General features: G+C 54.6%; 17 protein-coding genes and 1 pseudogene. 3 read left to right on the top strand and 15 right to left on the bottom strand.

What is annotated here, in order from left to right:
- Positions 1–66: 66 nt before the first annotated feature.
- Complete coding sequence (locus tag ACYAC5_RS22480; protein ID WP_462063114.1) at positions 67–243, bottom strand: hypothetical protein; 177 nt, start codon at positions 241–243, stop codon at positions 67–69.
- The gene (locus ACYAC5_RS22475; RefSeq protein WP_462063112.1) at positions 240–626 is read right to left on the bottom strand and encodes a hypothetical protein; all 387 of its coding nucleotides are present in this window, start codon (positions 624–626) and stop codon (positions 240–242) included. The genes ACYAC5_RS22480 and ACYAC5_RS22475 overlap by 4 nt, the downstream gene beginning before the upstream one ends.
- Positions 627–1,213: 587 nt before the next feature.
- Here ACYAC5_RS22475 and ACYAC5_RS22470 point away from each other — a divergent pair.
- Complete coding sequence (locus ACYAC5_RS22470; RefSeq protein ID WP_110868449.1) at positions 1,214–1,738, top strand: phenolic acid decarboxylase; 525 nt, start codon at positions 1,214–1,216, stop codon at positions 1,736–1,738.
- A 186-nt stretch (positions 1,739–1,924) separates the two neighbouring features.
- Here the strand turns inward: ACYAC5_RS22470 and ACYAC5_RS22465 are convergent, their stop codons facing one another.
- The gene (locus ACYAC5_RS22465; RefSeq protein ID WP_462063111.1) at positions 1,925–3,127 is read right to left on the bottom strand and encodes an MFS transporter; all 1,203 of its coding nucleotides are present in this window, start codon (positions 3,125–3,127) and stop codon (positions 1,925–1,927) included.
- A gap of 65 nt (positions 3,128–3,192) precedes the next feature.
- On the opposite strand from ACYAC5_RS22465, the gene ACYAC5_RS22460 reads away from it, so the two are divergent.
- Together ACYAC5_RS22460 and ACYAC5_RS22455 are read left to right on the top strand one after the other, a co-directional pair.
- The gene (locus tag ACYAC5_RS22460) at positions 3,193–4,215 is read left to right on the top strand and encodes an AraC family transcriptional regulator (protein WP_462063109.1); all 1,023 of its coding nucleotides are present in this window, start codon (positions 3,193–3,195) and stop codon (positions 4,213–4,215) included.
- A 538-nt stretch (positions 4,216–4,753) separates the two neighbouring features.
- Positions 4,754–5,176 carry a hypothetical protein gene (locus ACYAC5_RS22455; protein WP_462063107.1) on the top strand — a complete coding sequence of 141 codons (423 nt, stop codon included), beginning with the start codon at positions 4,754–4,756 and terminating at the stop codon, positions 5,174–5,176.
- Between the two features lie 224 nt (positions 5,177–5,400).
- Here ACYAC5_RS22455 and ACYAC5_RS22450 read toward each other — a convergent pair.
- From ACYAC5_RS22450 to ACYAC5_RS22395, 12 genes and pseudogenes are all read right to left on the bottom strand, one after another.
- Positions 5,401–5,710, bottom strand: a pseudogene (locus tag ACYAC5_RS22450) (IS30 family transposase); the annotation flags it as partial.
- A gap of 70 nt (positions 5,711–5,780) precedes the next feature.
- Entirely contained in the window at positions 5,781–6,320 is a 540-nt protein-coding gene (locus ACYAC5_RS22445) for a GNAT family N-acetyltransferase (RefSeq protein ID WP_277975300.1), read from the bottom strand.
- A gap of 152 nt (positions 6,321–6,472) precedes the next feature.
- Entirely contained in the window at positions 6,473–7,321 is an 849-nt protein-coding gene (locus ACYAC5_RS22440; RefSeq protein WP_277975301.1) for a VOC family protein, read from the bottom strand.
- A gap of 23 nt (positions 7,322–7,344) precedes the next feature.
- Positions 7,345–8,496 (bottom strand): amidohydrolase, encoded by a 1,152-nt coding sequence (locus tag ACYAC5_RS22435; RefSeq protein ID WP_309837701.1) that lies wholly within the window; start codon positions 8,494–8,496, stop codon positions 7,345–7,347.
- Between the two features lie 2 nt (positions 8,497–8,498).
- Positions 8,499–9,596, bottom strand: coding sequence for an alkylhydroperoxidase domain protein (locus ACYAC5_RS22430; RefSeq protein WP_277975303.1), 1,098 nt, complete (start codon positions 9,594–9,596; stop codon positions 8,499–8,501).
- A 12-nt stretch (positions 9,597–9,608) separates the two neighbouring features.
- Positions 9,609–10,610 carry a putative FMN-dependent luciferase-like monooxygenase gene (locus tag ACYAC5_RS22425; RefSeq protein WP_277975304.1) on the bottom strand — a complete coding sequence of 334 codons (1,002 nt, stop codon included), beginning with the start codon at positions 10,608–10,610 and terminating at the stop codon, positions 9,609–9,611.
- Positions 10,607–12,217: a dipeptide ABC transporter ATP-binding protein gene (locus ACYAC5_RS22420; RefSeq protein ID WP_462063103.1), complete on the bottom strand. Its 1,611-nt coding sequence runs from the start codon at positions 12,215–12,217 to the stop codon at positions 10,607–10,609. The genes ACYAC5_RS22425 and ACYAC5_RS22420 overlap by 4 nt, the downstream gene beginning before the upstream one ends.
- Positions 12,214–13,071, bottom strand: a complete 858-nt coding sequence (locus ACYAC5_RS22415; RefSeq protein ID WP_110868458.1) for an ABC transporter permease — start codon at positions 13,069–13,071, stop codon at positions 12,214–12,216. The genes ACYAC5_RS22420 and ACYAC5_RS22415 overlap by 4 nt, the downstream gene beginning before the upstream one ends.
- Positions 13,068–14,012: an ABC transporter permease gene (locus tag ACYAC5_RS22410; protein WP_309837918.1), complete on the bottom strand. Its 945-nt coding sequence runs from the start codon at positions 14,010–14,012 to the stop codon at positions 13,068–13,070. Before ACYAC5_RS22410 ends, ACYAC5_RS22415 begins: the two co-directional genes overlap by 4 nt.
- A 12-nt stretch (positions 14,013–14,024) precedes the next feature.
- Positions 14,025–15,647: a TIGR04028 family ABC transporter substrate-binding protein gene (locus ACYAC5_RS22405; RefSeq protein WP_309837694.1), complete on the bottom strand. Its 1,623-nt coding sequence runs from the start codon at positions 15,645–15,647 to the stop codon at positions 14,025–14,027.
- Between the two features lie 13 nt (positions 15,648–15,660).
- Positions 15,661–15,840: a hypothetical protein gene (locus ACYAC5_RS22400; protein WP_210080278.1), complete on the bottom strand. Its 180-nt coding sequence runs from the start codon at positions 15,838–15,840 to the stop codon at positions 15,661–15,663.
- A 474-nt stretch (positions 15,841–16,314) separates the two neighbouring features.
- Positions 16,315–17,601 carry a TRAP transporter large permease gene (locus ACYAC5_RS22395; protein WP_101761395.1) on the bottom strand — a complete coding sequence of 429 codons (1,287 nt, stop codon included), beginning with the start codon at positions 17,599–17,601 and terminating at the stop codon, positions 16,315–16,317.
- Positions 17,602–17,607: the final 6 nt, after the last annotated feature.

The following is a 17,607-nucleotide window of genomic DNA, read 5'->3' as shown; positions in this document are numbered from 1 at the left end:
ACGGCCCGCAGGCCAGAGGCCGGCAAAGGCAAATTTCCTGTCAGGGACTTCCGCGCTTGATACCATCTAAAAGACTTCAGATGTCTTCATGGGCATTTCCGGCCCATCCTCTGCATTCAGCTTTTTTCCCGGCGTGGAGGCGAGGGCAACGATGCCTTTGCGGCGGCCCACAAGTAACAGAATGTCGTTGTCATTAAGCGGCATGTCAGGCGGAACGGCGATGACTTTATCGCCGCGTTTCATGCGTTCAACGGTAACCGGGAAAGTGGGTTAGCTAACGCTTTAATCTGAGCAATGCTTCTGCTCGCGGCCGCTCCTGCCAGAAACACCCGACCTATCAGTTCAGGTAAAGCAGGCATCTGTCCTGGCGCCAGTATGATTGCGCCATGCATCAGTCCCTGTTCAGCTTTCATTGCGTCTTGACGAATAGAGCGCCCCATAATTTTGGCAAGAATGTTAACGCGGATAATGATGGTACTCAGGGAGCCGAAGATGTATGTCAACGCATATCGCACCGCGACATTCCCCTGCATCTGCTGGAGCTGTGCTGGATCAAGTTCAGTTTTGCGATGGCGACCGCAATTCTCTTGTCCAGCGCAAATATGCGCCCAGTTTAAATTTACCACTCCACGTGCCTACAGCGAGAGAAAGAAAAAGCGCCAGCTCCGGTGATAATCGAAAAACTTCATGAATCAAATCCATAGAAATATATCCCGCAGAGAAAATTCTTAGGGCTCAGGCATATTTTTCTGCCTGAAGAGTGATTATTCAGTTAGAAGAAACGTCAGCGTTTGATGCTTATCTCAGGGTAGCTTTATAATTTACTTTCGCAAATTAAAACCCTAAAAAACAGGTTCAAGGGAGTGCAAAATACTGATAAATAGTCTGATTTTAATCGTTACATTTTGAAGGCGAACCGGCAATTTATTACATACGGTTAACCTTTTTATTCATTTTTCGACTGAGTCAAACTATTAAGCATTATAAAATGGTTAATCATTATGGAAAACTCATGCAAAGTGGCTATATTATTCCTAAGCAAATGACTTGTATCTGTCATCTAAATGCTAATATTATGTAAATAATTGATATGCAAATGCTTGCGCATTGTTTCATAACATGCTCACTTAGTAATACTACAGTATTTAGATTACGCGGGTGCAGCAAGTAACATTCCACACTTTGCCACTATATCGGAAAATATGAGGTCGTTATGTCAAGTGAATCAGTTAATGATATATCAAAAGACTTATCCGCCTTTGTAGGGACGCATTTTGTCTATACCTATGATAATGGATGGAAATATGAATGGTATGCGCGTAATGACAATACGTGTGATTACAGGATTCATCAGGGGTTGGTAGGTGGTCGTTGGGTGACAAATCAAAAAATGAATGCCGTGCAGTTCGCACCTGGCATTTATAAAGTCGACTGGCACGAGCCGACAGGAACCTGTGTGAGCCTGTTATTTGATATTGAAAGAAAGATCATTCATGGCACCATCTTCTTTCCTCAGTGGATTGCAGGTGAAAATCAACATCCTGAAAAAACAATTTGTTATCAAAATGAGTTCATTGAGGATATGCATCGCTTTCGCGATGAAGGACCGGCATATCCCTATGTTGTGATACCCGAATTTGCCAGGGTCACGTATATGAAAAATGAAGGGCCTGATAATGATGCTGTTATTAATATGCCCCCAGGTCAACTTCCGGACAATTTCTTCGATGGGAAATAATTAATTCCGGACATTACTGCTTTATTACACTGACACCTCAAAGCCAATTCATTTGGACGCTGAGGTACCGAACAAAGTAGTAGAGATTTTAAGTGAGCGGAAGAGCCAGGAAACCTCGCTACTTTTTTCAGGCCAGCCAAATGGTTCAGCTGGCCTTTATTTAAACGTTTTTAATAAGGGAAGTGGTCAGCTCAGCGCGACCCTCACTTTTAGTGCAATCACCAGCGCGGCAAAACACATTATGCAACCCGCGGTAATGAAAACACCGGTTACGCCGCTGAGACCAAAAAGTAATCCTCCCAATGCAGCACCCATAGCAATTGAGGATTGAACTGCTGCGACTACCATGCCGCCAGCGGTTTCAGCCTGATCGGGAACGGAACGCGCTACCCAGTTTGACCACGCAACGGGTACGCCACCAAATGCCATCCCCCACAACGCGACGAACAACATCAATCCTGCTTCCTCAAGTGGCAGCAAAATCATGCTTAATGCCGCTAAACCAACAAGTGCTGGCATCAGTACCAGGGTAAGACGCAGGCTTTTCTCCATCAGCCACCCGGCCAGCAGCGTACCGATAAAATTAGCGACGCCAAATCCAAGCAGTATCAAAGACAAACGATCCACATCAAGTTGAACGATATTTTCAAGAGCCGGACGAATATAGGTAAACAGCGCATATTGACCCGTATGGGCAATCACACAACCCGTCATTCCCACCGCAATGCCTGGGCGGCGGAGTAAATCCATGACAGATGCCGTAATCATCATTTTACGCGGAGCCATCCCAGGAAGCGTAAACAGCTGGAAAAGCAGTGTCAGCAGGCCAACTGCGGTTGCAGCGATAAAAGCACTACGCCAGCCATAAAGCCCACCTAAATAGCTTCCCAGCGGGATCGAAACCACGGTACCGACAGCAATACCGCTAAAAATAATAGAGAGAGCACACGGGACGCTTTTTGCAGGGACCAGTCGCATAGCTACGGCAGCAGCCATACTCCAGAAGCCTCCCAGCGCGATGCCCAGCAGAATGCGCATGACCAGCAGAACAGCCAGACTGGAGGAGAGTGCGACAAGCAGGTTGGAGGCGATCATCAGCACGGTAAAACCAAGCAAAACAGCTCGGCGATCATAATTACGCGTCAGGCGGGGAACCATCAGACCCGCAAACAGGGCCACCACAGCTGTCACCGTCACAGCCTGACCAGCAAGCGCTTCGGTTACACCTAGATCCGCGGCCATGGGTGTTAACAGGCTGGCAGGAAGATATTCTGCAGTCAGCAAGCCAAACACGCCCATCGTCAGTGAAATAACGGCCATCCATGCGGATTCTTTGGGTTCCGCACTGTTCAAACTAACGGATGCAGCTTCAGTTGCTTCATTTCTCATAACACACTCTTTTATTGGAGAAAAAATGATAACTCCAAGTCTAGAGTTCAGCGGCCGGACGATCTATGATGCCACATCCTGATTTTTTACCCGAAACTCCGGTTATGCATGTGAATAAACACTTTGCCCTGTCATCCGAACTCATTAGTGAATTGCTGCTGGAAATGCGTCTGCGTGGCGTGCAGTATCGCCGTTTACAGACGGGCTCTGAGTTTGGCGTCGGTTTCAGCAACAGACCCGGACATGCCTATTTTCATTACATCGCAGTGGGTACTGCTGTGCTGCGCACACACGATGGTACGTTGCACGAACTGAAAGCCGGGAGCATGGTATTCATGCCGCAGGGCGAGGAGCATCAGCTTTTATCGGATGTCAGCTGTTCATTTCAACATATCGACACGTTCGGCTCTGCTCCTTTAGGCGAGGCCGTCAGCGGAATTAATACCTGCCCGAGTTCGCATCCGACACCCAGCACAGTTCTGTTTTATGGCTGTATGGAGTTCGATCTTGGTGGAATGCAGGGCCTGGGTAAACTGATGCCGCAAGCCATCGTGGTTGAGGCAAATGAACAGATTTATCCGGGGCTGGTTCCCGTTCTGGGCGCAATGAAATCTGAAATCTGTTCCGGACGCGCGGGCTTCGCGGGCATTATGGCACGCCTCGCAGAAGTGGCGGCGGCCATGATTGTGCGTGGATGGATTGAAAACGGCAGCGAGAACGCCGCTGGTCTGATCGCTGCGTTACGTGATCCACGACTTGCCCGTGCCATTCTGGCGATTCATCGTGATACAAGCCGGGAGTGGTCTGTTGCCGAGCTTGCTGCCCAGTCGCATGTATCACGTTCTGTTTTTGCTGAACGCTTCAAATCAATTATCGGCATACCTCCGCAGCGCTATGTAAGGGAAGTGCGAATGCGCATCGCGGGTCACTGGATTACTCACGATAAGATCTCAATTGACACCGTAGCGCTTCGCCTCGGCTATGCCTCGCAGGCAGCCTTTAGCAGAGCGTTCAAGCGCATTAATGGGTATCCGCCGGGCGCTATGCGTAAGCGAACAGCGAGAGGCGTTAATACAGTAAGTGAGTGAATGCTATTATTGTCATTTGCTGGATTGAATGTAGAAGACCTTAAAAACTGAGCGGAAACGACTTTTCATCATTCTACGGATCGCAAATTTTGCAATGTCTACTTCTGGCACAAAGTTGCTTGTTGTAAGAAGCGGATATCTGTAATGAGCAAAGAACTGACATAACGTTTACAGATGCTGGTGGTTTTGAAATTACGCAATCAAGCAAGATGATTAATTCTGATCTGACTGACTTTGTCACTAAAAATTCTTTCCGAATATGCTTTTCGTCCATGTAGGAAAGCACGATTTTTACGATGCGATAACGAATCTTAAATCAGGAGCCTGGGATTCTAAATTGAAGTCAAACGAATCTACGTTTAACGGAATGATGAATATGTCATGCTTAAAAAAATATGTATAGTGGGTCTTCCCCAGTAATGAGGATATAATCGACAGTTCTACATTTTACGTTACTTTACTCATGCTTCTAGTCGTGTCAGGAACCTGGGCTTCTAAATTGAAGTTAAACGAATTTACGTTTAAAGGAATAACGAATATGTCATGCTTAAAAAAATATGCATATGCCCCATTTATATCACTACTTTATGGTGTTTCAGCATTGGCCTCACCAGATTTGATGTATGACATTGATAAGAAGGACTATTCGGTGTCAACAGAGGTAACGCCACAATTTTCCTGGGATAAAAGTGAGTCTCAAGGTGATAAAACCCAATATTGTCTTACTCCTCGCGATCCTGGATGCAGCAAAATGTGGCATGAGGAAAAAGCGAAGGATTATTCCTGGTCCACAGAGGTAACGCCAAAACTATCTTGGGAGAAAAGTGAGTCTCAAGATGATAAAACTCACTATTGTCTTACCCCTAGCGATCCAGGATGCAGCAATATGTGGCATAAGGAAAAAGCGAAGGAGTATGACGAGCGGAGGCAGCGTTCCCAACAAAAAAGGCTTTATAATTAACATAAATGATCGTTCAAAAGCTCATATTCAGTTTTCCATAGTGGGATATTACGCCTGGCTTGTAACGTTCTTAATAGTTAGGCTGATAATATTTGACGATTCATTTCTTGAGAATTTTTTGCAGCTTATTTAGAATGCATCTAAAAATCGCACCAAACCGCCTCGTATTCATTTACTGATTCGCGAAATATTATGAATTGGACAGAATAACTTGAGCGTCCAAAGTCAGTTCCTTTTGGGAATATTGTCTGACCAGCTTGTTCGTATTTTCATTTGAGCCACGCTGTCAGGGAGATTGAGGACCACAGAAATAAATCCAAATGTCTGTCGCTACCGTAAATCGAGCGTGGCTGGTCGTTTGGCGCCTCGATCCCATGTTAGTGTTTTATAAAAGCTCAGCTGGTAATTCCGCGCTTGTTTGATGAGTGCAGATACAACAGTTATGGTTTTGTTGTCGCTGATTTTGGACAGCATAACAAAGCGGGAATGGCGTTCAACGTGGGTGACGATATAGGAGTTAGTAGACATCTCTATGTTTGGTCGGGTTAAATATGGCTAATTCGTTAAATAACCTTGATCCCGAGCTGAGTTGATCACACCTGCACTACAACCCATATTCCTCGCGCAACAACCCAAACAGCCAATCGTTATGCCACGCATTTCTCAGCCAGTAACTTTCTCGCAGTTCACCTTCTAATACAAAACCGACTTTTTCCAGCAGTCGCCGTGAGGGCGTATTGCCTGCGGTGACGGTAGCGCTTAGGCGTCGAATGCCGCCGTCGCTGAATGCATAGTCACAAATCGCGCGGAGCGACTCGTGCGCATAGCCTTTGCCATGCGCTTCAGGTGCGAACAGAAAGCCGACTTCGGCGCAGTCATTTTCCCTACGAATATAACCGCTGACGCCGAGGCGATTGCCTGACTGTTTTTCCCGCACCACCAGACACAGCCAATGCGCGCTGAATGGCGACCAGCGCGGCAATCTTGCTGTAAAATCGGCGTGAATTTTTTCATCGGATTTTGCATCGGCGACGTAATGCATGACGTGAGGCGAGAGCTGGAGCTGACGGAAGAAGTCCCAGTCGTCTTCCGCGATCTGCGAGCAAGTGAGTCTGGGCGTGTCGAGATGCAGGTTAGCGGTCACTTTTCACCTTTAGAATTCAGATTACTCCACAACGATATTTTACAACGCTCATAACGTAGCGGCGCAATTTATTGCGCAATATCAGGCTAGTTGCGCAATCGCCATCACATTGCGCGATAAATCGCGCCGCTACGGATACATGCAAAACGTGATTATTGCTGGAACCGCAACGCCACACCAAACGCCTGCTCGGCACCAACAATAATCGCCGACTCTTCTTCGCGGAACGGCACATCACCGAGCAGAAGGCTGGCTTTCACTTTGCGCAGATCCGAGGTGCGCAAACTCAATCCGGCCATGCGCGCGCTGCCGTCGTAATCAATCGGCAATCCGGCGAAGCGCTGCGTAACGTATTCCGCGGCGGCAAAGCGTACCGTTGCCACGCCCGCTTTGAGCACAAACGCGCCTTCCTGACAGGCGGTGAGTTTATCTGCACCGAATAAACGGCTGTAGGGCTGCGCAGCGGCGGCGGGATCCTGCGCCACCACCACGAACTCGACGATATCGCTCACGCCATTCGGATGGACGCGCCACGCGTCCTGCCACACCGAATCCGGTGTGTCGTGCTGACAAAAGAAGCTGCGGCCGTTCGCAACCAGCGACGGGCGCAACCGCACGGTGCGGAAGCGTGCTTCCTGCTCGGTGCCGTCCGGCAAAGTAACGGGACGGAAAAAGCTCGCAGGCAGATCGCCGTCGATATCCTGGCTCTCAAGATAGCGCCACACCGCATCGGCATCCTCGGTTTTCCACACTAATCCGCTGAGGCCAATCGGCGACTGCCACAAATCCTGGCGCAGATTGCCGCGCCCAGGCTCAAACCCCAACAGCTCCAGATAGTTATCTCCAAAAATCGCCAGATGATTACTGGAGCCGAGCGAATGATGGCCGCGCTCGGTCAGCTGAAATCCCAGGCGACGAAACAGCGCGCTGGCGTCATCCAACTGGCTGGTAACGTTGATCACCACATGGTCGAGACGTGGAACAGGTACAGAAATCGCCATCGCTTTTCTCCTTGCTCTCATGGTCACGATGCCAGCGCCTGTTGTTGGCGCAGCGTCAGCAGCGCGCGCTGGGCCAGCTCGGTAAAGTAATGCACCGCCGGTTCCAGCATCGCTTCATCCGGATCGAATCCGGCGTGATGCAGGCCAAATTCACTGGCGCTGCCGATGCTGACGAACGCGCCCGGCAGCTGCTGCAGGTAGAAGGCGAAGTCTTCGCCACCCATCTGCGGCGTGCCGACCTGTGTTTGATAGCCTTGCTCTGCGGCCAGATCCAGCGCGAAATCGGCCCATTGCGGGGTGTTGAACAGCGAAGGCGGACCTTCCTGCCACACCAGCTCCGCCTGTGCGCCAAATCCGGCGGCGATCCCGTTTATCAGCGCATCAATTTTCTGCGGGATTTGTGCGCGAATCGCCGCATTATGGGTGCGCACCGTGCCTTCCACCTCCACCGTTTGTGGCAGCACGTTCCAGCTGTTGCCTGCGGTAAAGCGCGTCACGCTGACCACCACCGACTCCAGCGAACTGAACACGCGGCTCGGCAGCGTTTGCAGCGCGGTGACGATGTGGCTGCCAATCACGATGCTATCAATGCCTTCATGCGGACGCGCGGCGTGCGCACCTTTGCCGTTGATAGTGATCTGGAAACGATCGACGTTGGCATAATAGGCACCGCCGCGCGTCCGCAGCGTGCCGGTTGGCAGATCCGGCGCATTATGCAGGCCGAAAATCGCCTGCACCTCTTTCAGCGCGCCCGCCGCCAGCAGCTGTTTCGCGCCGGTAAAAATCTCTTCGGCTGGCTGGAACAGAATGCGCACGCGGCCAGGCAGCTGGGATTCGATGCGTTGCAACTGCTGTGCGACGCCCAGCATCACGCTGCTATGCAGATCGTGGCCGCAGGCGTGCATCACGCCCGGCTGTTGGGAGCGCCATACTTGATCGGTTTGCTCGTCGATGGGCAGGGCGTCGATGTCGGCACGCAGCGCAATCAGCGGTTCACCGTGACCGATTTCTGCCACGACACCGGTTTTCAAATCCAGCGGCAGCAGCTTGACGTTGAGTTCCTGCAACCAGCGGGTAAGGCGCTCGGTGGTGGCAAATTCCTGATCCGACAGTTCAGGATGCTGATGCAGCTCGCGTCGCCAGCGCACCAGCTGTTGATGTGAAAGATCCGTCATGGTCATCCTTGTGTGTGTTCAGGTAAGAAAGGTTCGCCGAGCGTCAGCATCAGGCGATTTGCCCAGGCAAAGAAGGCGGCGGATTGAATCAGGTCCAGCAGCTCCAGCGTGCTGAATCCCTGAGCGCGCAGCGCCTGCAGCTGTTTCAGGCTGGTGGCGGCAGGCGTAATCGATAAGGTAGCAACCAGATCGATCTGCGCCGCCCAGCGCGCCGATTGTCCGTGCGACAGCTCAGCGCCCGGCGCGACATTCAGCAGCTTCTGCACCGCCGGTTCATCTTTCGACAGCTGGCTGGCTTTGCGCGCATGCACCGAGGCGCAGTAGATGCAGCCGTTGACCTTGCTCACCACCGTGGCGGCGAGTTCTCGCTCGGCGCGCGAGAGTCCGCCTGCGGTGTAGAAGATGCCTTTATCGGTTAGCGTGCGCTGCTCAAGCAGCGGCTGATTGCGGCCCAGCAGGCGGAAGTAATCAGAGTCGCTATGGCCGAATTTCGCCAGCGTTGCCTGCTCTTCAGCGCTAAATTCATGCAGCGGTTTTGCTGCCAGCCACGGTTCCCAGCCGAGTTCCTGTTGGGTAAAGGCGGTGAGGGCGGTTTTCCCGCTGACGGTGAGCGGCGCATCGTGCCATTTACCGGCCACCGCATGCGGCTGCGACGCCGTCTCTTCACCGTTGAGCAAACGCAAACCCGCAAGCAAGCGGCTCTGGAAGCTGACAAAGGCAATCAGCTGCGCCAGCGTGACGATGCCACGTGGCGACCATCCGGCAGTTTGCAGCGTCTCGATGTGCTGCGGCGCAGCATCGACCGGATGCAGGCTCAGCAGTTCCGCAAACGCCAGACCCGCAGCGAAGCGTGCGTTGTTAGGCTGATCCGGCTGGCGGTAATGCGCTTCGAGACTCGACGCGCCATGCCAGGCCGCGACCTGCGCGGCGAGGGCGAAACGTTCTGCTAACGGCAAATCCTCATCATCCTGCGAAAACAGCACGTCGTAGCTGCCTTGCGTGTGCTGGGTGGCGGCGTGACGCTCGGCGCGGGCTTGCGCCAGTTCAGACGCGGGATCGATATCCGCCAGCGCGGCCAGTAAATCAAACGTTTGAGACATGAAATTCTCCTGTTAAGCGTGGCTTAGCGCACGCAGCGCGGGCGCAATATGCTCGGCAATCAATTCGATAGAACGCAGAATGTCGGCGTGTGGCGGATCAATGGAGTGCACCTGGAAGCTGATATCGGTGACGCGTTGCAGCGACGTATCGGCCAGCAGCGATTGCCGCACCGTGTCGGCATCGCCGAAGTGCGCATCCAGCTGACGCGCCTGTTCGTCCAGCGTGTTGCCAATCACGTGTCCCGATTCACGGAAATGCTGCGCCTGGCGCTTTAAGCCCGGCTCGGCAAGACGGCGCGCGTAGTCGTTGGAATCGGCCACAAAAGCGGTGCGCGATGCCAGAATGCGCGGCGCAATGCCTGCTGGTAAAGCCGCCAGATAGGCATCAATCATCGGGTTTTGTATCTGGTGGAGCGGCAAATCAGGCTGGCCCGCCGGACGCGGCTGGGTGCGCGACAGCATCAAACCGTGCCCGGCAAGGCCTGCGCGCGCCGCACCTTCCACCGAGAAGGTGGCGATCCACACGCGCTGCGCCAGCGTCGGCGCTGCGGGGTAAAGATGATTCTCCGGATGGCCCAGCGTATCGCCGCGCCAGGCGCTCAGCAGCTGATGCAGATGATCGGCAAACACGCTGGCGCGCTGGTCGATAGTGATACCGAACGGCAGAAACGAGGTCGCGGTGCCGCCCGAACCTAAACCGACTTCGAGCCGACCGTTGCTCAGCAAATCCAGCACCGCTGCATCTTCGGCGACGCGCAGCGCGTTCTCCATCGCCAGCGTGATGATGCCGGTGCCAAGCCGAATAGTGCGGGTGTGCGCCGCAACGTGGGCCAGAAACAGCAGCGGTGAAGGCAAGCCGCCTTCTTTCTCGTGAAAGTGGTGCTGAGCAATCCACGCGCTGTCAAAACCGGTGCGCTCGGCGTGCTGAATCTGTTCAGTTGCCAGGCGATAGCGCTGCTGTGCGGAAGTGTCATCCAGCAGGCGAGTGAAAAAACCAATGCGTTTGCGCGTCATGCAGACTCCTTAATCAGCGGACGGAAAGCGGGTATCGCGTCAATCAGCGATCGGGTATACGGATGCTGCGGCGCGCTAAATAGCGTGACAGTGTCACCTTGCTCCACCACTTCACCGGCGCGCAGCACGGTGACGCTGTGCGCAATGCGGCGCACGGTGGCGAGGTCGTGGGTGATAAACAGATAAGTAAGGCCGAGCTCGCGTTGCAGTTGTTGCAGCAGTTGCAGAATCTGCGCCTGCACCGTGACATCCAGCGCTGAGGTCGCTTCATCCAGCACCAGAATCGCCGGTTGCAGAATCAGGGCGCGGGCGATGGCTACGCGCTGACGCTGGCCGCCAGACAACTCGCGCGGTTTGCGCGTCAGCAGCTCCAGCGGTAACGCCACGCGCTGCGCCACGGCTGCGACGCGTTGCCGGCGCTCGTCGCTGCTGAGTTTCTCAAAGTTACGCAGTGGCTCTTCAATGATGGCGAACAGCGTCTGGCGCGGATCCAGTGAGGCAAACGGGTTTTGATACACAAACTGAATCTTGCGGCGCAGCTGACGTTGCGCTTCGCCGCGCAGCGCGGTGGCATCGATGCCATCGATCACCACGCGGCCGCTATCGGCCTGCTCAAAGCCTAAAAGAATGCGCGCCAGCGTGGTTTTCCCCGAGCCGGATTCGCCTACCAGCGCGTGCGTGGTGCCGCGCGCTACGGTCACGCATACCTCTTTCGCTACCTGCAGCTGCTGCTGGCGACCGAGGGAAAACTGTTTATTGATACCGGAGAGCTGAATCGCTGGCGACGAGAAGTTGGCCTGTGTCGGCACGGACAGCGCGCTGTCGCCCGGATCGGCGTCCTGCAACAGCTGCCGCGTGTAAGCATGCTTAGGCGCGTTGATCACCTGCGGCGCCGGGCCTTGTTCCTGAACTTCGCCATGACGAAATACCAGCAGGCGATCGGCGCGTTCTGCCGCCAGCGCCAAATCGTGCGTGACAAACAGCACCGCCGTACCGGATTCGCGGCGCAGCACATCCAGCAGATCGAGAATGCGTTTTTGCACCGTGACATCCAGCGCGCTGGTGGGTTCATCGGCAATGATAATCTGCGGACGCAGGGCGAGGGCGATAGCAATCAGCACGCGCTGTTTCATGCCGCCGGAAAGCTGATGCGGATACTGCGTCAGACGCTGTTCCGGATGGCTCAGCCCCACTTTTTGCAGCAGCTCCAGTACGCGCTGCTGACGTTCGGTTTTGCTGATTTTCAGGTGCAGCTGCAACATTTCACCGACCTGATCGCCAATGGTTTTCACCGGATTGAGCGAGTTGCCCGGATCCTGCGGCACTAAGCTGATGCTGACGCCGCGCAAGCTATCAAGACGTTTAGAAGACCAGCCGGCGATATCGGTGCCGTTCAGCACAATTTTGCCGCTGTCACGACGGCCATTTTCCGCCATCAAACCAATAATGGCCTGCGCGGTGGTGGTTTTGCCGGATCCGGATTCACCGACCAGCGCCACCATTTCACCCGGCTGCAACTCAAAGCTGACGTTGTGAACCACCGCGCGCCACTCGCCGCGCTGGCGATAGCTGAGGGTTAAATTTTCAATGGCTAATAACGCGCTCATGCGTCACCTCCGGCCAGTTGACGACTGATGCGGTTGGCGGCCAGCACCACGGCGACTACCACAATGCCGGGGAAGGTGGTGAGCCACCACGCGGTCGCCAGATAGTTACGTCCTTCGGCGATCAATAAACCCCATTCAGGCGTCGGCGGCGGCGTGCCGTAGCCGAGGAAGCTGAGCGTGGATAACGCCAGAATCGCCTGGCCAAACTGCAAGGCGGCGAAGGCGATCACCGCCGTTAGCGAGTTGGGTAAAATGTGACGCCACAACACGCGCCCGAAACTGCCGCCGCTGCCGTAAGCCGCTTCGACGAACTCGCTGCGGCGTACGCGGACCACTTCGCCACGCGCCAGGCGGGCAAAGCTGGCAATCGAGGCGATGCCCACCGCCAGCGCGGCGTGCACGGTGCCAAAACCCAGCAGAATCAGAATGCTGAGCGACAGCAGCAGCGAAGGAATCGACAGCAGCACATCCACTAAGCGCATCAGCCAGTTCTCAGTGCGACCGCCCATCGCGCCCGCCAGCACGCCGAGCGTGGTGCCGCCAATCAGCCCCATCGCCACCGCTGCGACCGCCGCCGACAGCGACTGTGACGCACCATAAATAATGCGCGCGTAGAGATCGCGGCCCAGCTGATCGGTGCCGAGCCAGTAAGCGGCCTGCGGCGGCAGACGTTGCGCGCCAGGCACGCCTTCCGTCGGGCTGAAATGGGTAAACAGACCCGGCGCAAATGCCGCCAGCAGCGCCAACAGCATCACGCCCCACGCCAGCCACAAACCTGGCTGGATGTTGAGCACGCGGGACGCACGTGCGTTGCCGTTGCTTTGACGCGCAGTTGAGTAATCGACCAGACTCATCGGTTGCCTCCGGCAATGGATTGCAGACGCGGATCGAACAGCGGCATCAGCGCATCGACCAGCAGGTTAATCAGCACAAACGCCAGCGCCGAGATCATCACCACCGCCTGTAACACCGCGACGTCCTGATTATTCACCGCCTGCTGCGTCAGCTGACCGACGCCGCTTAGGCCAAACACGGTTTCGGTAATCAGCGCACCGGCGATCAGTTCCCCGAGCAGCAAACCGGCAACGTTCAGCACCGGCAGCAGCGCATTGCGCATCACGTGATGCCACAGCACATGGCTTTCGCTGGCGCCTTTAGCGCGCGCGACCGCCACGAACGGCTGGGTAGAAACCTGATCGATGCTGCGCAACAGAATCTGCGCCAGCGGCGCGGAGATTGGGATCGCCACGGTAATCACCGGCAGAATCAAACCCTGTAGCGCCGACGGATTGATCACCGGGATCCAGCGCAGCTGGAAGGAGAACAGCTGAATCAGCGCGATGCCGAGCCAGAAGGTCGGTAGGGAGATAAACAGCGCCGGAATTGATTGCAGCACCGAACGCAGGAAGCGCAGCGCTGGCAAGCGCGATAACGCCGCCAGCGCGAACGCGATAAGGGTTGCCAGCACAAAACCGAGCAGCGCCAGTTGCAGCGTGGCGGGCAGGTTGCTGATCAGCTGTTCGCTGACCGGCACGCCCGCCTGCACCGAGTAACCAAAATCGCCGCGCACCATCGCCAGCAGCGTGTGCACGTACTGCTGCCAGAGCGGATTATCCGCGCCGTAAGCCAGTCGCATTTCGGCAATTTGATCCGGGCTAAGGCCCAGATCCGGGTTCTGAAACTTGATCAGCACCGCATCGCCGGGCAGCACCTGCAGCAGAAAGAACGACAGGGTAAACGCGGCCCACAGCACCAAAACGCTTTGGCCCACTCTTCGCAGCAGTGAACGTTGCATCATTAACCTGCCTTAGTGTTTTTCCAGCCACGCGCCGTAGAACGACGGACGACCCACGGCTTCAAAATTCACGCCTTTCAGCCACGGCGCACCGGCAAACACCTGCGGTTCTTCAAAGATCGGAATCACATAGGCCTGATCGAGCAGATAGCGCTGCGCCTCGCCGGTCACAGCCAGGCGTTTTGCCGGATCGACTTCCGAGGAGATCCCCAGCAACAGCGTGTTCAGCTTGTCGTCGCGGAAGTTCTGCACCTTGTCGCTGGAGCCGCCTTTTTGCAGCAGCGCATCACGGTTAGTCGGATAGAACTGGCTCTTCACCACGTCAGGATCGGCGCGGCCCACTTCGGACACCACCAGCGGGGTTTTCAGCGGATCGAGGTTATCCAGCACGCGGCTGCCGGCATCACCGGCTTTCACCGCCAGCGCGGCGCCAACCTGACGCCACTGCTGTGCCACCAGCTGCAGCACCTCTTTGTTCTGCGGTTGCGGCAGCGATTCATAAATGGTCAGCGCCAGTTTCTTGCCATCCTTTTCGCGGATGCCGTCGCTGCCCGGTTTCCAGCCCGCTTCATCCAGCAGCTTTTTCGATAACGCCGGATCGAATTTCAGCTTGTCGGCCAGATTGACGTAACCGGCCGCCGAGGTGGCGATCACCGAGGTGGCCTGCGGATAGTTCGGTGAGAACAGGGTTTGCACCACTTGCTGAGCGTTGGTGGCGTGCAGCAGCGCCTGACGGACTTTCACATCGCTGACCAGCGGGTTATCCGGGCGGAAGCTGATGCTGTCGTTAACGCCACGTGTGGGTGCAGCGTAAATCGGGAAGTTTTGCTGCTGCGCCTGTTTTTCGTCGTAGGCTTGCACCTGACGAATAAAGTCTGCCTGGCCGGCCAGCAGCGCGCCAATACGCACGCTGTCTTCCGGCGTGACGATGAATTTAATGCCGTCGAGATTGGCGGGACCTTGCTGGGCGAGGTTTTTCGGGCCCCATTGATAATCTTTGCGCGCGGTTAAATCGACCTCGCGGCCGAGTTTCTCATCGCTGACCACAAATGGACCGGAACCAATAATATGACGCGCATCGCCGAGTTGGTCGAAGCTACGCTGCAGCGTACTGAGGGAAACCAGGCCCGAACCGATGGTAGCGGTGCCCTGTAAAAAACCGGGAGATGGCTTTTTGAAATAGAATTTCACCGTCTGAGGATCAATAACTTCACTGCGGTCGTAATTATTGATCACTTCGGAAACCGGCAGGCGCTGGGCTTTATTTCCCAGACCGTAAGTATCAAAGTTTTTGGCTACCGCATTGGCATCTAATGGCGTGCCATCGGAGAAAGTGACGCCGGGACGAATTTTAAAGGTATATTCGGTTTTATCGGCGTTACTGCTCCAGCTTTCGGCAATCCACGGTTCCACTTTTAAGGTTTCAGGATTCTGCCACGTCAGCTTATCGGTAATTTGATTCAGAATACCGCCATTGGGATAAAAGCCACCGGCGGGTGGATAAAGGTTGGTATGTGCCTGTTGTTCGAGGTAAACCAGCGTGCCGCCTTTAACGGGCGTGTCTGCCGCGTGGGCGCTAAAAATCCCTGATAGCAGGGCCAAACTCAACGCCTGCAAGTGAAAATGCTTAGTCATGGTGTTTCCCTTTTTAATCAATAGCCCGACGGGCGGTTTTCATCATTGAATGCCGCACACGGGAGTTGAACCAAGGAATTGCACTAAGCTTTGCTAAAAAAAATAAATAGGCGTTCTGTTCATACGATGGGGCGCCATAAATGGCGTAATGCTTATTAGCTAAGCCATTGGCGATGGCGCTGACCGGTGCCACTTTTGGTCCGGCGGTCCTCGCGCCGCTTACGCGGTACCTTCACTTCGCTCGTCTGCCTGACGGACCGGCGGAGACGGGACGTCCTGTCCCGGCTCCGCCTTTCGCCCGCGTCCTGCGGGCTCTCCTGGCTTCCTCGCTTCGTTCAGCGCTGCGGATTGCCGGCCCAAAAGCGGCCCCGGCCTGCTCCAAACCTTCAGTGCGTGTTGTTGAAAAGGGCACATTTGCCAGAGGCGCTGACGCGTCTGCTGCGGCAAAAGGGCTATCCGCAGCGCTGAGGCTTTTACGTTGGGCCAGGAGCCTCACGCAGGGATGCGTGAGGCAGTTCGGGGCCGGCCAGGACGGCCGATCCCCGAATGATCCGTCGGCACGACGTGAAAGCCGAAGGTACCGCGCTAGCGGTGCGAGGACGGCCCGTGACGCAGTAGATGTGTCAGAGCCCGCAGCAGATTTAAAGCACAATGATTTGACCGGTTGTTACATCACGCCCATTAAACGCGGTAGCCATAGCGATAACGCCGGAATATAGGTAATCAACATCAGCACAATAAACAACACGCCATAGAAAGGCAGCATGGCGGTGACCACTTGCTCAATCTTTTGCTTACTCACTGCGCTGGCGACAAATAGTACCGTGCCGACCGGTGGCGTAATTAAACCAATGCCTAAGTTGGTTAGCATTATCATGCCGAAATGCACCGGATCGACGCCGAGTGCGGTGGCTACCGGTAATAGTACCGGCGTCAGAATCAGGATCAGCGGTGCCATATCCATTAGCGTCCCCACCACCAGTAGCAGCAGATTAATGCACATCAAAATCACATACTTGTTACTGGAAAATTGGGTAAAGGCTTCGGTAATAATGGTGGGTAATTGCATAAAGGTCATTACCGCACCAAAACCGGCGGCGAAGGCGATCAACACCATCACAATGGTTACCGTTTTGATGGTACGAAACACCAGAATATGCAATTGCGTCCATTTGAAATCACGATAAATAAACATGGTGACAAAGAACGCCCAGATGCAGGCAATGGCTGCCGATTCCGAGGCGGTGAACACGCCGGACAGAATTCCGCCGAGAATGATGAAAATGGTGAACAATCCCCAAAACGCATCGAAGAAGATTTTCAACGCCTGCTTGTAAGGGATGCGCTCACCTTTGGGATAGCCGCGTTTACGCGCAAATCCCAGGCACATTACCATTAAGCAAAAACCCAGTAACAGGCCAGGAATGATGCCGGCGACAAACAGCGATGAGATGGTGACAACACCGCCGGTGGCGAGCGAATAAATCACCGAGTTATGGCTGGGCGGGGTTAACACCGCTTGTACCGAGCCGCTGGCCGTTACCGCCGCAGCGAAATCACGCGGATAGCCTTTCTCCTCCATCTGCGGAATCATCACGGAACCAATCGAGGCGGTATCCGCCACCGAAGAGCCCGAAATCGCGCCAAAAAAGGTTGAGGCGACAATATTCACCAGCGACAAACCGCCACGAATAAAACCAACGAAAATATAGGCAAAGTTGACCAGCCGTCGGGCAATGCCGCCTTCCGCCATAATCGCACCAGCCAAAATGAAGAACGGAATGGTTAACAGTGAAAACTTATTTATGCCGTTGGTAATCTGAATTACCACCGCTTCCAGTGGTAAATCGATCCACCATGCCCCGATAAACGCGCTCAATCCAACGGCAAATGCCACCGGGAAACCCACCAGCAGTAATACCACCAAACTGCCTATCAAAATCAGTGCGTCCATTTTCTT

It is taken from the genome of Pantoea sp. y20 (genome assembly GCF_054903455.1).
Note: the sequence above shows the minus strand (reverse complement) of the source record. Positions and strands in the feature narration are given on the sequence as shown.

Coding starts and splice junctions, on each gene's coding strand:
- ACYAC5_RS22480 (WP_462063114.1), bottom strand. CDS start 243: ATGAAACGCGGCGATAAAGTCATCGCCGTTCCGCCTGACATGCCGCTT.
- ACYAC5_RS22470 (WP_110868449.1), top strand. CDS start 1,214: ATGTCAAGTGAATCAGTTAATGATATATCAAAAGACTTATCCGCCTTT.
- ACYAC5_RS22465 (WP_462063111.1), bottom strand. CDS start 3,127: ATGAGAAATGAAGCAACTGAAGCTGCATCCGTTAGTTTGAACAGTGCG.
- ACYAC5_RS22460 (WP_462063109.1), top strand. CDS start 3,193: ATGATGCCACATCCTGATTTTTTACCCGAAACTCCGGTTATGCATGTG.
- ACYAC5_RS22455 (WP_462063107.1), top strand. CDS start 4,754: ATGTCATGCTTAAAAAAATATGCATATGCCCCATTTATATCACTACTT.
- ACYAC5_RS22440 (WP_277975301.1), bottom strand. CDS start 7,321: ATGGCGATTTCTGTACCTGTTCCACGTCTCGACCATGTGGTGATCAAC.
- ACYAC5_RS22435 (WP_309837701.1), bottom strand. CDS start 8,496: ATGACGGATCTTTCACATCAACAGCTGGTGCGCTGGCGACGCGAGCTG.
- ACYAC5_RS22430 (WP_277975303.1), bottom strand. CDS start 9,596: ATGTCTCAAACGTTTGATTTACTGGCCGCGCTGGCGGATATCGATCCC.
- ACYAC5_RS22425 (WP_277975304.1), bottom strand. CDS start 10,610: ATGACGCGCAAACGCATTGGTTTTTTCACTCGCCTGCTGGATGACACT.
- ACYAC5_RS22420 (WP_462063103.1), bottom strand. CDS start 12,217: ATGAGCGCGTTATTAGCCATTGAAAATTTAACCCTCAGCTATCGCCAG.
- ACYAC5_RS22415 (WP_110868458.1), bottom strand. CDS start 13,071: ATGAGTCTGGTCGATTACTCAACTGCGCGTCAAAGCAACGGCAACGCA.
- ACYAC5_RS22410 (WP_309837918.1), bottom strand. CDS start 14,012: ATGCAACGTTCACTGCTGCGAAGAGTGGGCCAAAGCGTTTTGGTGCTG.
- ACYAC5_RS22405 (WP_309837694.1), bottom strand. CDS start 15,647: ATGACTAAGCATTTTCACTTGCAGGCGTTGAGTTTGGCCCTGCTATCA.
- ACYAC5_RS22395 (WP_101761395.1), bottom strand. CDS start 17,601: ATGGACGCACTGATTTTGATAGGCAGTTTGGTGGTATTACTGCTGGTG.